Genomic DNA, 12398 nt, shown 5'->3' with positions numbered 1-12398 from the left:
CCCCCGATGTCCGGCACTTGCGACGCACGGGAGTGCGCCAAGGGCGACCACGGCCGTGACCACGGCCCGTGCCCTGGCGCCACGACAAGCGTGAAAAGTCAGTAGCACGAGGTTTTCGTCGCAGGCCGGGGCTAGAGTGCTGCGGTGAGTACGCGCAAACCCCGCGGCCCCTACGCCAAGACCGCCGCCAAGCGGAAGATGATCCTCGACGCCGCGCTGGCCGCCTACGCCGAGGCCGGCAGCCGGGGGGTGTCGGTCAGGGACATCGCCGAGCGGGTCGGCCTGACGGACGCGGGCGTCCTGCACCACTTCGGCGGCCGGGAGGCCCTCCTCACCGCCGTGCTCGAAGCCCGCGACGCCGCCGCGGCCGAGGAGTTCGGGCACGAGGACGCGCTCTGGCGGGCCGACATGGTGGCGGACGCGGCGCGGACGCCCGGACTGGTCAAGCTGTTCGTCGACCTGGCGGCGGCCGCCGCCGAACCGGAGCACCCCGCCCACGAGTTCTTCACCGAGCGCTACCGCGTGCTCAACGAGCGCATCGTCCGCGCCCTCGGCGCGGGCCGTCCGGCCACCGCGCCACCCAGTCTTTCCGGTACGGCGGACGCGGACTGGGCGGCCCGGATCCTCCTGGCGGCGACCGACGGGCTCCAGATCCAGTGGCTGCTGGATCCGTCGATCGACATGGCCGCCGACATCGCCCGGCTGCGCGACGTCCTGCTCGACTCGCTGGGAGCGGGCGAGCCCGACGCCTGACAGCGGGCGGCGGGCGGGCGGCGGGACGCCGCCGTCGTACGGCCGGTCCGGGCCCGGGCGCCGATAATGGGATGGTCCTCCTGGGACGGGTGTTTCCACCGACGAGGAGCGAGATGGATGTTCCCAGCGGTTCCGCCGACGACCGGTCCTTCCCCTTCGACGCCCTCGCCGCCGCGGTCCTCGACGACCGGGGCACCGTGACGCGGTGGTCCGCGGCAGCGGCGGAACTGGTGGGGCGCGAGGCCGACGAGGTCTGCGGCCATCCCGTCCGGGACCTGCTCGCGCGTGATCCGGAAATGCCGTCCCGTACCGCGTCCGTCGAGTCCGCCGCGGTCCCGACGGCCGGCCGGGCGCTCCTGCGGCACCGTTCCGGCCACACGGTCGACGTCGCCTTCCGGACGATGCCCCTGGAGGGCTCGTCCGACGTCCTCGTCCTGGCACACCGCGCGCGGCCGGGCGCCCAACGCGCGGAAGCCGGCGCACGCACGGCCGCCACGGGGGCCGACGCCGCCGTCGAACAGCAGCGGACCCTCCGGCACCTCGACGTGCTCCACCAGGCCGCCCTGCGCGTCGGAGGATCGCTCGACGTGGAGCGCACCGCGCAGGAACTGGCCGACGTCGTCGTCCCCGCCCTCGGCCAGCTCGCCTCGGTCGACCTGGCCGACGCCGTACTGGCCGGCGACGAGCCACCGCGCTGGATCGGCGGCGGCGACCCCCACATGCGCAAGGTCGCCGTCGCCTCGGCCGACGGGACCTGGCCGGCCGGGCACGTCCAGCTGGGCGACGCGATCCCCGCCCTCCCGTACGTCGACCGCGACGTCGTCACCAGGGTGCGCCGCGACGGGGCGGTGATCCTCGGCCGGGACGAGGCCGCCGCCCTGCTCGGCGGCGACGAGCGGCTGACCGGACTACTCCTCCCCGAGGGCGGGAGCTCGACGGTCGTGGCCCCGCTGCTCGCCCGCGGCCTGATGCTCGGCAGCCTGTCCGTCTGGCGGGTGGACAACCCCGAGGCGTTCACCGCACGGGAGGCCGGCGTGCTGCGGGAGATCGCCTCACGGGGTGCGCTCGCCATCGACAACGCCCGCCGCTACACCCGCGAGCACCGCGCGGCCGTCGCGCTCCAGCGGCGGCTGCTCCCGCCGGAGACCACCGACACCGCGGCGACCGAGACCACCGGGATCTACCGCCCGGCCGGCGGCGGGGCCGAGATCGGCGGCGACTGGTACGACGTGATCCCGCTGCCGTCGCTCCGCGTCGCCCTGGTCGTCGGCGACGTGATCGGCCACGGCCTGCACGCCGCCGCCACCATGGGCCGGCTGCGCACCGCGATCCGCACCCTCGCCGACCTGGAACTGGACCCCGAGGACCTCTTCACCCACGTCGAGGACCTGGTCCAGCGCCTCGCCGAGGAGGCGCCGCCCGGGACCCAGGACGCCGTCGGCGCCACCTGCCTGTACGCCGTCTACGACCCGGTCGCCTGCCGGTGCACGTTCGTCAGCGCGGGGCACCCGCCGCCCGTCGTGGTGCGCCCCGACGGCACCGCGCACGTGGTGGCGGTCGCTCCCGGCCCGCCGCTGGCGGTGGGCGGCGCGCCCTACGAGGCCACCACGATCGACCTGGCGCCCGGGAGCGTCCTCGTCCTGTGCACGGACGGCCTGCTCGAAGGCGACGACCACGACGCCGACGCCGGACTGCGGCGGCTGGCGGACCTCCTCCCCGGACTCTGCGGACCGGGGCGGAGCCTCACCGAGACCGGGCACGCCCTGCTCGCGGAACTCGGCACCCACCCGCGCCGCGACGACATCGCGCTGCTGCTGGCCCGCACCCGGGCCGTCCCGGAGGGGGCCACCGCGCACTGGGAGTTCCCGGCGGATCCGGCGGCGGTCGGCGACGCCCGTGAGGCCGTCGCCCGGCGACTCGCGGCCTGGGGGCTGGAGGACCTGGCCTTCACCACCGAACTCATCGTCAGCGAGCTGGTCACCAACGCCGTCCGGTACGGCGGCGCCCCGATCGGGCTGCGCCTGATCCGCGACCGGGTGCTGCTCTGCGAGGTCACCGACCCGAGCAACACCCAGCCCAGGCTGCGCAGGGCCCGCAACACCGACGAGGGCGGCCGGGGGCTGTTCCTGATCGCCCAGCTCAGCACCCGCTGGGGCTGCCGCTACGGCCGGCGCGGCAAGACGATCTGGGCCGAACAGCCGATCGCGGGCGCGGCCGGCTGACCCCGGCCCGTCGCGGCCGGCCGGCCGTTCGTCCGTCGGCGCGGCCGGCCGTTCACCCGGCGGAGCGCTCGCTCGTGGACCCGGCGGGCCAGGGCAGGATGCCGGTGCGGGCGATCCGGCCGAGCCAGCGGGCGGAGGGCTTCGGGACGCGCAGGAAGGTGTGCGGGTCGACGGCGATCAGGCCGGACGTCGGCCGGTAGGAGCCCCACTCGTAGCCGTCGAGGGCGCTCCCATGCAGGTAGCCGCGGATGTCGAGGCCGTCGGAGAGGGCCAGGGCCAGGTCTTCCAGGGCTCGGCGGGTGTAGGTGATGCGGCGGCCGTCGTCGTTGGTGGCGATGCCGTTCCCGGTGACGATGATGGGCACGTCGCCGACCACGGACGCCGTGTGGCGCAGCGCCTCGCCCAGTGCGGCGGGGTAGTACTCCGAGCCCCCGAGGGTGACCTCGGCGCCTTCGGGCACGGGAAGCGGGCCCTGGCGGCCGATCCGGGTGCGGGTGCCGGCCTGCACGCCGATCCAGTCGTCGCCGCGGGCGGCCTCCAGGAAGACGTCCTCGCGGGTGTGGCGGTAGGCGGCCATGGCCTCCTCGGCGCCGGGGACGGCCTGGCACGCCCGGCTGGCGACGGACCACCCGGTGCGGACGGCGGGCGAGGCCTCCTTGACGGCGGCTGTCGCGGCCGCGTGGGCCCGGACAAGGACCTCGGTGAGCGCCGGATCGGCCAGTGCCGGATCGGTCAGTGCCGGATCGGTCGGCGCCTGATCGGGGAGCGGCGGGCGGGGGGAGGGAACGGCGGCGGCGGTCGGAAGCGCGGCGACCAGGTTCGGTTCGCTCAGGGTGCAGACGTGCCGGACGTCGTCCCCGATGATCGGCGCGGTGGCCGCGGCGTACCGGGCGAAGCGGTCGACGGCGTCCGGGGCCCGCCAGCCGCCGCGGTCGGCGAACCAGCGCGGCAGGGTGAAGTGGTGCAGCGTGACCATGGGGCGCAGGCCGCGGTCGAGGGCTCCGTCGACGATGCGCCGGTAGTGGGCGACGGCCGCGCGGGAGATGTGGCCGGGGGCGGGTTCGATGCGCGCCCACTCGATGCCGAACCGGTAGTCGGTGAAGCCGAGTTCGGCGAGCAGGTCGAGGTCGGCGGGCCAGCGGTGGTAGCTGTCGGCGGCGTCGCCGCTGGGTTCGGGGACCGGGGCGGCATCGCCGTGTTCCAGGTGCCACCAGTCGCTGGCGGTGTTGCCGCCTTCGGTCGGGTGGGCCGAGGTGGAGGCGCCGAAGAGGAAGTCGGACGGGAGGGGCAGACCGGAGCCGCAGGCGAACATGGCGGGACGTCCTTCACGGGGGCAGGGGTCCGTCGGCCGGCGCGGCGGGCTGGAGTCGTACACGGTGCGTCGGCGGCGGGGCGAGCGGGTGGGGGCGCCGCTGCGTCCCTGCCACGGTAAAACTAAAAACCTAGCGAGGCAATGTTTTCGATCGCCCGGCCGGGGAGCGCGCTCCGGGCCGTGTCACGGTCGGAGCGGGCTCGGGTGGATCTCCTCGCTCGGCTGGACCTCCTCAGAGCGAACTCACGGACAGGCCCCGGGGTGCCGCGTTCAGGACCCCCAGCAGGCGGGTGACCTCCTCGGCCATCGCGGAGCGGCCGGCTCCGAGGAAGCGCCGGGTGTCGACCAGCCGCTCGTCGGCGGCGAGCACCTCGCGGACGGCGGCGGTGAACACCTGGTTGAGGTGGGTGGCGATATTGATCTTGGTCATGCCGTGCCGCACGGCGGTGGCGAGGTGCTCGTCGGCCACGCCGGAGGAACCGTGCAGGACCAGGGGGACGGGCACGGCCTCCCGGAGTGCGGAGATCAGCTCGAAGTCCACTGCCGCGTCGCGGGTGAGCATGGCGTGCGAGGTCCCGACCGCGACGGCCAGGGCGTCCACACCGGTCGCGGTGACGAACGCGGCGGCCTCGGCGGGGTCGGTCCGCGCGCCGGGGGCGTGCACGCCGTCCTTGCCGCCGACCTCGCCGAGCTCCGCCTCGACCCAGACGCCCGCCGCGTGGCAGTGGGCGACCACCTCGGCGGTGGCCCGCACGTTGTTTGCGTAGTCCAGGGCGGAGGCGTCGAACATGACCGACGAGAAGCCCAACTCGACCGCCTCTCGGACGAGTTCGGCGGAGGTCGCGTGGTCGAGGTGGATCGCCGTCGGCACGGCGGCCGCCGCGGCGACGGCCAGCACGGCCCGGCCGACCGGGGCCAGGCCGCCGTGGTAGCGGACGGCGTTCTCGCTGATCTGCAGTACCACCGGCGACCCGGCGGCCTCCGCGCCGGCGACGATGGCCTGGGCGTGTTCGAGCTGGATGACGTTGAACGCCCCGACACCGCGACCGGTGCCGGCGGCGGTGACGATCTCTCCGGTACCCGTCAGTGGCATCGGGACTCTCCTTCGCGAGTGGTGGGTGCTTGAGCGGAATCTGGTTGAACAGCCGCTGGAGGATCGGCAGTTGCCGCTTCGGTGAGCGGCTCGGCGGTCACCTCCTGCAGCAGGCGGCGGTGGACGGCGGGATCGAAGTCCCCGGCCAGCGGCGCGGCGACGGCGGCCGCGGACAGGGCCACCGCGCGGGTCAGCCGCAGCGGCCACGGCGTGTGCGAGACCAGCCCGAGCGCCAGCGCGGCCACGGCCGCGTCGCCCGCACCGGTGGGGTTGCCGGCGAGTGCGCGCGGCGGCCTGGCCCGCCAACTCCCTTGTGGGGTCACGGCGATCAGGCCGTCGGGGCCGAGCGAGGCCACCACCGCCCGGGCGCCGGCGGCCCGTAGCGCCGCGGCACCGGCGCGCGGGTCGGCGGTACCGCTGGCGGCCCGGAGTTCGGCGGCGTTGGGTTTGACGATCGCGGGTGCGGCCTCGACGCCGGCGTGCAGGGCGTCGCCGCTCGCGTCGAGGACGGCGGGCACGCCGTGGCCGTGGGCGAGGCGGATCAGCACGGCGTAGGCGTCGTCGGGCAGGCCGCCGGGGAGACTGCCGGAGAGGACGACCGCACGGGCGCGGGGGAGCAGGCGGTCGTACCGGCCGAGGAAGGCGCTCCACTCGGCGCCGGTGACCACCGGGCCCGGCTCCAGCAGGATGGTGGAGTCGCCGAGGTGGTCCTCGACGACCGCGACGGTGCGGCGGGTCTCGCCCGCGATCGGGACGAGTGCGTCGGTGAGCCCGGCCGCCGCGAGATCGGCGCGGACGGCGTCGCCGCCCGGTCCGCCGGCCAGGCCGGTGACGACCGTCTCGTGGCCGAGGGCGTGCAGGACGCGGGAGACGTTGACGCCCTTGCCGCCGGCGCGGGCGGCCGCCTCGCGGACCCGGTTGTCGGCCTGGGGCCGCAGCCGGTCGAGGCGGTAGGTGAGGTCGAGGGCGGTGTTGAGCGTGACGGTCAGGATCACCGGTCGGCCCTCCGGAGCGGGGCCGGCACCCGGACGCCCGGGAGGTCCCGGGCGAGCAGGGCGGCGCCCAGGCACCCGGCCTGGTGGCCGAGCCGCGCGGGGACGATCCGCGGCATGCCCTGGAAGGTCAGCCGGTCGGCGAGCGCGCTGCGCAGCGGGTCGAAGTACGAGGCTCCGGCCTGGGCCAGACCACCGCCGATGACGATCCGTTCGGGGTCGAGCAGGGTGACGGCGGCGGCGAGGCCGTCGGCGAGCGCCTCGACGGCGTCCTGCCAGATCCCGGCCGCGACGTCGTCACCGTCGGCGGCCCGTTGCTGGACCTCCTTGGCGCCGAGGCCGGTCTCCCCGGTGGCCCGGCCGTAGCGGCGGGCGATGGCGGCGGCCGAGGCGACGGTCTCCAGGCAGCCGCGGCCGCCGCAGGGACAGGGCTCCCCGTCGGGCCGCACGCGCAGGTGGCCGAGTTCGCCGGCGCCGCTGTGCCGGCCGGCCAGGGCCCGGCCGTCGAGCATGACGGCGGCGGCGACGCCGGTGCCGACCGGGACGAACAGGAAGGAGCGGCAGCCCCGGCCGGCGCCGAGCCTGGCCTCGGCGAGCCCGCCGGCGCGGACGTCGTGCCCGAAGGCCACCGGGAGGCCGAGTTCCTCCGTGAGCCAGCTCCGGACGGGGACGTGCTGCCAGCCGAGGTTGCCCGCGAACACCGCCGTGCCGGTCGTCTCGTCGACGATGCCCGGGACCGCGATGCCGACGGCGGACGGCGCGAACGTGCGGGCGAGGTCGGCGGCGAACCCGAGGACGTTGTCGACGACGGCGTCCGGGCCGCGTTCGGCGAGGGTGGGACGGCGTTCGGTGTGGACGAGGGTGCCGTCGTCGGCCATGGCGCCGGCCTTGATCTGGGTGCCGCCGACGTCGAGGGCGATGACCGTCATGCCGTGCCCTCCGGCCCGGAGGCACCCGGCCCGGCCGGGGCGGTCAGGACGACGGAGCGGGTGAGGTTGCGCGGCTGGTCGGGGTCGAGGCCGCGGCCGTGCGCCAGCTCGACGGCGAGGCGCTGGGCGCGGATCAGGTCGGCCAGCGGGTCGAGGTCGGAGACGGAGGCGAGCGCGCCGATGGCCCGGACCTCGTCGAGCAGCCCGGCCGGCGGCGGGCCGAAGAACCACACCACGCTGCCGGGTTCGGTGACACTGACCGGGCCGTGCCGGTACTCCATCGCCGGGTAGGACTCCGTCCACGACCCGGAGGCCTCGCGCAGCTTGAGCGCCGCCTCGTTGGCCAGGCCGACCGTCCAGCCGGCGCCGAGGAAGGTGAACTGGCGCGCCGCCACGGCCCCTTGGGGCAGCGGGGTGAGGAGGGCGCGCTCGGCCTGTTCGGGCAGGTCGCTGGGGACGAGGCCGAGGTGGGCGCGCAGCAGGACGAGGGCCGTGGTGGCGAACCGGGTCTGCACGACGGACTTCTCGTCGGCGAAGCCCAGGTCGATCACGGTGCCGGCGGCCGCGCTGATCGCGGTCGCGGTGTCGCCGGTGATCGCGACCGTGGGCGTGCCGGTGCCGGCGGCCTGCCGCAGGGCGGCGAGCACCTCGGTCGTGGTGCCGGAGCGGCTGATGGCGAGCACCCGGTCGTAGCGGCGGCCGGCCGGGAACTCGGAGGCGGCGAAGGCGTCGGTCTCGCCCTGTCCGGCGGCTTCGCGCAGTGCGGCGTAGGCCTGCGCGATGTACAGCGAGGTGCCGCAGCCGAGGACGGCGACCCGTTCGCCGGGCTCGGGCAGCCCGCCGGGGGTGAGGTCCAGGGCGCGGCGCCAGGTGCTCGGCTGGCTGGCTATCTCGTCGGAGACGTGGGTCATGGAGGGCTCCTGCATAGGGGAAGAGGCGCGGCGGAGCGGCGACGCCTGCGCGGTGATGCTCTGAAGATAGTGAGAATGAGCAGAAGTGCGCAACAGTGCGCAGAACATTGCAACAGAGGAAGCGGCCCGGGGCGGATGGACACGGGGGTGGACGGGGTGCCGATGTCGAGGCCGCGCCACCCGCCCCGGGCCGCTCAGCCCGACGTCAGGCGCCGGGCGGGGTGTCGAAGGGCGCGGCCCAGGTCTGGTTGGTCTGGATCGCGCCGGGTGCGGCGCCGCAGGTGTAGACGTCGACCGGGGTTCCCGCCGTGGTGGTGGTGCCGCGGTAGACGTCCAGGCACAGGTTCGTGCCGGCGAGCTTCAGGTTCCCGTCGCGGTCGTACGTCCAGCTCTGGTAGCCCGGGGCGGAGCCGCAGGGGGCGACGCCGACCCACTGGCCCTGCTGCCCGTTGACCACCCCGGCACCGGTCGAACTCTGCGCGGTGAGGCACAGGTCGCCGCCGCCGGCCTGGAGCAGCCGGACGGAGCCGTCGGTGTCGCGCTGCCACTGCTGGTTGGACGTGCCGGAGCACGGGTACACGTCGACGGCGGTGTCGGCGGTCCGGGACTGGTAGTTGTCCAGGCAGAGCGAGGACTTGCCCCAGCTGTCGCGGGAGGCGGTGATCTGGCCGCGCGGTGTGGCGCCGCCGCCGCTCGGCGGGGTGATCCTCAGCATGGCGCTGTCGTGCGGGGCCACGGTGAGGCCGACGGTGCCCGCCGACGTCGCGGTGGTGTGCGCCCACAGGTCCCGGACGGTGTAGCCGCCGGTGGCGTCGAAGCCGATCGCGTGCAGGTCGAGGGTGTAATTCGCGGCGGAAGCACCCTTGTTGAGCACCACCACGGCGCGGCTGCCGTCGGCGAGCGGCTTCACCACGACGTCGATGCCGCTGCTCGCGGCGGGGGTGCCGTCCGCGTTGGCACCGCCGCCGACCACCCGCTGGCCGCCGGCGCCCAGCGGGTCCTGGTCGACGGCGATGACCTCGGAGTTGCCCAGGATGCCGACCGACGCGTTGAGGTGCGCCGCCTCCGCCGGGTGCGCGGCGATGTACGAGGGGGAGAACTTGCGGGCGTCGGTGGAGATGACGAGCGGCGCGGCGAGCGCGGAGAACAGCGACATCTGGCTGCGCTCCTCGGCCGTGGTCATGCCGTTGTCGCCGATGAGCAGCATGTCGGCGTCGTTCCAGTCGCCGGGTCCCTGGTAGCGGCTGAGCTCCAGGGAGTTGTCGAAGCTCTGGTAGGCGCCGAAGTTGTACGAGGACTGCACGCCGAGCGGCTGGTTCCACGGGTCGGTGGCGCCGTTGTCGTAGTCGTTGAAGATGTCCGGGCCGACCCGCCAGAGCTGGCCGAGGCCGCGCACCCAGGTCATGGCGTCGGACTTGGTGGGTCCGTTGCCGTAGGCGGCGGGGGCCGAGATGTTGAACGTGACGTTCGGCGTGGGGGTGCCGGCGTTGTTGGCGGCGGTGACGGCGCCGGCGAGGTCGCCCGCCATGCGGCTGTCGAGCGTCCGCATCGGCTCCTGCTGCCCGCAGTTGTCGTACTTGAGCGTGTCGACTCCCCAGGAGACGAAGGAGCCGGCGTCGTTCTGCTCGTAGTGCTCGCTGCCGTTGGGCAGGTTGGGCGAGGTCGGTGCGACGGTCGAGCAGGTGTGGGTGCCGGAGGTCTCGTAGATGCCGAACCTGGCTCCCAGGCCGTGCAGGTAGTCGCCGTAGGCGGTCAGCTCGTCGTCGAAGCCGGGCTGCCGGGTGGTGTCGCGAACGTCCGTGCGCGAGCCCCAGTTGGCCGCGCCGTGCAGGTAGCCGGAGCCGTTGCGGTACATCCAGCAGTCGTCGACCGTGACGGTCTTGTACCCGGCGGCGATCAGGCCGGCGTCGGACAGGCCCTTGGCGTTGTCCTCCATGTACTGCTGGAAGGAGTAGCCGAGCCGCGGCGAGCCGTCGAGCGGCGCCTGGGGAGTGCAGGTGGCGCGGGCCCAGTTGTTGAAGCCCATCGGCGGGGTGGCGGCGATCGGCCCTTGCGGGGTGGCCGCGGCCGAGTAGTTGGCGACCGGGGCGGTCACGCCGTCGTCGGCGGCGGCCGGGGTCACGGTGAGGGCGGAGCCGGTGACGATCAGCGTCGTGCACAGCAGGACGGACGCGGCCCGGAGGGGGCGTCTGGTCATGGGGAATCCTTCCACGGCGGGTTGGAGTCGAATGAGCAAAGTTGCTCTAAATCCACGTCGAGTGGGCATTTTCGAGCGTGTGCGCGACAGCTTCGAGGCTGCGGTGCGCATGAGTCAAGGCATCTGCGCGGAGTCCTGCCGACCGAATCTTCCGGCAACACTTCGGTAACGCCGACTGGCCTGCGGGGGTGTCGGCGTTGCACACTCTCCTCGCGAGAATGTTCAAGCGTGCGCATATCAGCCTGCTTCGCTCATCAATGAGCATGGCGGCGCATGGCCGGCTCGCGACCCCCTCCTCCCCGCAAAGGCGGTCCCCCATGAACCCGCGCGTCCTCGTCCTCCCCGCCGTCTGTCTGGCCGCCGCGCTCACGCTGTCGGCCTGCGGCTCCGGCTCCGACGGCTCCGGGCCCTCGGCCGACGGCACCACGACGATCAAGTTCGTCGCGGCGGACTACGGCTCCAACGGACAGAACCCCAGCCAGGCGTACTGGCAGGGCGTGATCTCGGCGTTCGAGCAGCAGAACCCGAAGATCCAGGTCGACCTGCAGGTGATCAACTGGAACGACCTGGACGCCCAGGTCAAGACGATGGTGCAGAACGGCAACCAGCCGGACCTCCTGCAGACCGGCGGCTACGCGGACTTCGCCAAGGACGGCCTGCTCTACCCCGCCCAGGAGGTGCTCTCCGGGAACACCGCGATCGACTTCGTCCCCGCGATGGCCCGGGCGGGCGAGCAGGACGGCACCCAGTACGGCATCCCGTTCGTCGCCAGCACGCGGCTGTTCCTGGTCAACAACGCGCTCTTCCGCAAGGCCGGCCTCGACCCGGCCAAGCCCCCGAGGACGTGGGCGGACGTCACCGCCGCCGCCACCGCGCTCAAGAAGGCGGGCGTCGAGATCCCGCTGGGCGTGCCGCTCGGCAAGGAGGAGGCGCAGGGCGAGTCGTTCATCTGGATGCTGGAGAACCACGGCGGCTACCAAGGGCAGGACGGGCACTACGCCATCGACTCGCCCGCCAACCTCGACACCTTCGCGCAGCTGAAGTCCTGGGTCGACGCGGGCCTGACCGAGCAGAGCCCGGCGGCCGTCAACCGCACCGACCTCACCAAGGACTTCGCCTCCGGCAAGGTCGGCATGCTCAACGGCTTCCCGGGACAGCTCGCGGACCTGAAGGGCATGGACGTCGGCTGGACGGCGATGCCGAGCAAGGACGGCGCCACCAAGGCCACCCTCGGCGTCGGCGACTGGATGATGGCCTTCAAGAAGCGCGGCCACAAGGACCAGGTCAAGGCGTTCCTCGACTTCGCCTACGGCAAGGACAACGTGGTGAAGTTCGCCAAGGAGTACAACCTGCTGCCGGTCACCCGGTCCGCGTCGGCGGCCCTGCAGGGCGACCCGGACGAGAAGGACCTGCTGCCGTTCCTACAGGCCCTGCCCACCGCGAGCTTCTACCCGCTGAGCGACCCGACCTGGCCCGCGGTCTCCGCCCAGGTCAAGACCCAGATCGGCACCGCCGTCAGCGACCCGAAGAAGACGCTCGGCGCGTTGCAGCAGGCCGCCCAGCAGGCCGGTCAGTGAGCCGGTCAGTGAGTCGTCGGCCGAGCCACAGACAGGAATCCCCCGTGTCCCGCCCCGCCACCACCGCCGTCCCGGCGGGCCGCACGGCCCGCCGGGCCCACCGGCCCCTGCGCCTCCTGGACCGCCTCGGTCCGCTGCCGTGGATCGCGCCCGCCGTCCTGCTGATCCTCGCCGTGGTCGTGTGGCCGGTGGTGGAGATGGTCCGCACCTCGCTGCGGCGCATCGACACCACCGGCACCGACCACGGCGCGGCCGGCCTGGCCAAGTACCGCAAACTGTTCGCCGACCCGCGCCTGCCCGACGTGCTCGGCTGGACAGTGCTCTGGACGGTCGCCGTCGTCGGCCTGACCATGCTCCTCTCCCTCGCCCTCGCCCAGCTCTTCAACCAGGAATTCCCCGGCCGACGGATCAC

General features: G+C 74.1%; 9 protein-coding genes and 1 pseudogene. 4 read left to right on the top strand and 6 right to left on the bottom strand.

Annotation, left to right across the window (positions count from 1 at the left end; genetic code table 11):
• The first annotated feature begins 144 nt into the window (after positions 1 to 144).
• Positions 145 to 753, top strand: a complete 609-nt coding sequence (locus tag ACFXDE_RS16250) for a TetR family transcriptional regulator (RefSeq protein WP_380494672.1) — start codon at positions 145 to 147, stop codon at positions 751 to 753.
• A 113-nt stretch (positions 754 to 866) separates the two neighbouring features.
• Complete coding sequence (locus ACFXDE_RS16245; RefSeq protein WP_380494670.1) at positions 867 to 2975, top strand: SpoIIE family protein phosphatase; 2109 nt, start codon at positions 867 to 869, stop codon at positions 2973 to 2975.
• A 52-nt stretch (positions 2976 to 3027) separates the two neighbouring features.
• On the opposite strand, the gene ACFXDE_RS16240 is transcribed toward ACFXDE_RS16245, so the two are convergent.
• The 6 genes from ACFXDE_RS16240 to ACFXDE_RS16215 form a co-directional block, all read right to left on the bottom strand.
• The gene (locus tag ACFXDE_RS16240; RefSeq protein ID WP_380494668.1) at positions 3028 to 4287 is read right to left on the bottom strand and encodes a family 1 glycosylhydrolase; all 1260 of its coding nucleotides are present in this window, start codon (positions 4285 to 4287) and stop codon (positions 3028 to 3030) included.
• Positions 4288 to 4519: 232 nt separating this feature from the next.
• Positions 4520 to 5380 (bottom strand): ketose-bisphosphate aldolase, encoded by an 861-nt coding sequence (locus tag ACFXDE_RS16235; RefSeq protein WP_380494666.1) that lies wholly within the window; start codon positions 5378 to 5380, stop codon positions 4520 to 4522.
• Entirely contained in the window at positions 5371 to 6375 is a 1005-nt protein-coding gene (locus ACFXDE_RS16230) for a 1-phosphofructokinase family hexose kinase (RefSeq protein WP_380494663.1), read from the bottom strand. The genes ACFXDE_RS16235 and ACFXDE_RS16230 overlap by 10 nt, the downstream gene beginning before the upstream one ends.
• A complete protein-coding gene (locus ACFXDE_RS16225; protein WP_380494661.1) occupies positions 6372 to 7301 on the bottom strand; it encodes an ROK family protein in 930 nt (309 codons plus the stop codon). Before ACFXDE_RS16225 ends, ACFXDE_RS16230 begins: the two co-directional genes overlap by 4 nt.
• Positions 7298 to 8212 (bottom strand): SIS domain-containing protein, encoded by a 915-nt coding sequence (locus tag ACFXDE_RS16220; protein ID WP_380494658.1) that lies wholly within the window; start codon positions 8210 to 8212, stop codon positions 7298 to 7300. The genes ACFXDE_RS16225 and ACFXDE_RS16220 overlap by 4 nt, the downstream gene beginning before the upstream one ends.
• Positions 8213 to 8417: 205 nt before the next feature.
• On the bottom strand, positions 8418 to 10409 hold the full coding sequence (locus ACFXDE_RS16215) for a ricin-type beta-trefoil lectin domain protein (RefSeq protein WP_380494656.1): 1992 nt from the start codon (positions 10407 to 10409) through the stop codon (positions 8418 to 8420).
• Positions 10410 to 10726: 317 nt separating this feature from the next.
• Between ACFXDE_RS16215 and ACFXDE_RS16210 the strand changes: the two genes are divergently transcribed.
• Positions 10727 to 11986 carry an extracellular solute-binding protein gene (locus ACFXDE_RS16210; protein WP_380494654.1) on the top strand — a complete coding sequence of 420 codons (1260 nt, stop codon included), beginning with the start codon at positions 10727 to 10729 and terminating at the stop codon, positions 11984 to 11986.
• Between the two features lie 44 nt (positions 11987 to 12030).
• Positions 12031 to 12398, top strand: a pseudogene (locus ACFXDE_RS16205) (sugar ABC transporter permease); the annotation flags it as partial.

It is taken from the genome of Kitasatospora sp. NPDC059408 (genome assembly GCF_042751525.1).
Taxonomy (GTDB): Bacteria; Actinomycetota; Actinomycetes; order Streptomycetales; family Streptomycetaceae; genus Kitasatospora.
The sequence above is the reverse complement of the archived record's forward strand: the minus strand, read 5'-3'. Positions and strand labels throughout refer to the sequence as shown.

Bases quoted from the DNA above. Each gene is read 5' to 3' on its own strand.
- ACFXDE_RS16245 (WP_380494670.1), top strand. From the start codon at position 867: ATGGATGTTCCCAGCGGTTCCGCCGACGACCGGTCCTTCCCCTTCGAC.
- ACFXDE_RS16240 (WP_380494668.1), bottom strand. From the start codon at position 4,287: ATGTTCGCCTGCGGCTCCGGTCTGCCCCTCCCGTCCGACTTCCTCTTC.
- ACFXDE_RS16215 (WP_380494656.1), bottom strand. From the start codon at position 10,409: ATGACCAGACGCCCCCTCCGGGCCGCGTCCGTCCTGCTGTGCACGACG.
- ACFXDE_RS16235 (WP_380494666.1), bottom strand. From the start codon at position 5,380: ATGCCACTGACGGGTACCGGAGAGATCGTCACCGCCGCCGGCACCGGT.
- ACFXDE_RS16220 (WP_380494658.1), bottom strand. From the start codon at position 8,212: ATGACCCACGTCTCCGACGAGATAGCCAGCCAGCCGAGCACCTGGCGC.
- ACFXDE_RS16225 (WP_380494661.1), bottom strand. From the start codon at position 7,301: ATGACGGTCATCGCCCTCGACGTCGGCGGCACCCAGATCAAGGCCGGC.
- ACFXDE_RS16210 (WP_380494654.1), top strand. From the start codon at position 10,727: ATGAACCCGCGCGTCCTCGTCCTCCCCGCCGTCTGTCTGGCCGCCGCG.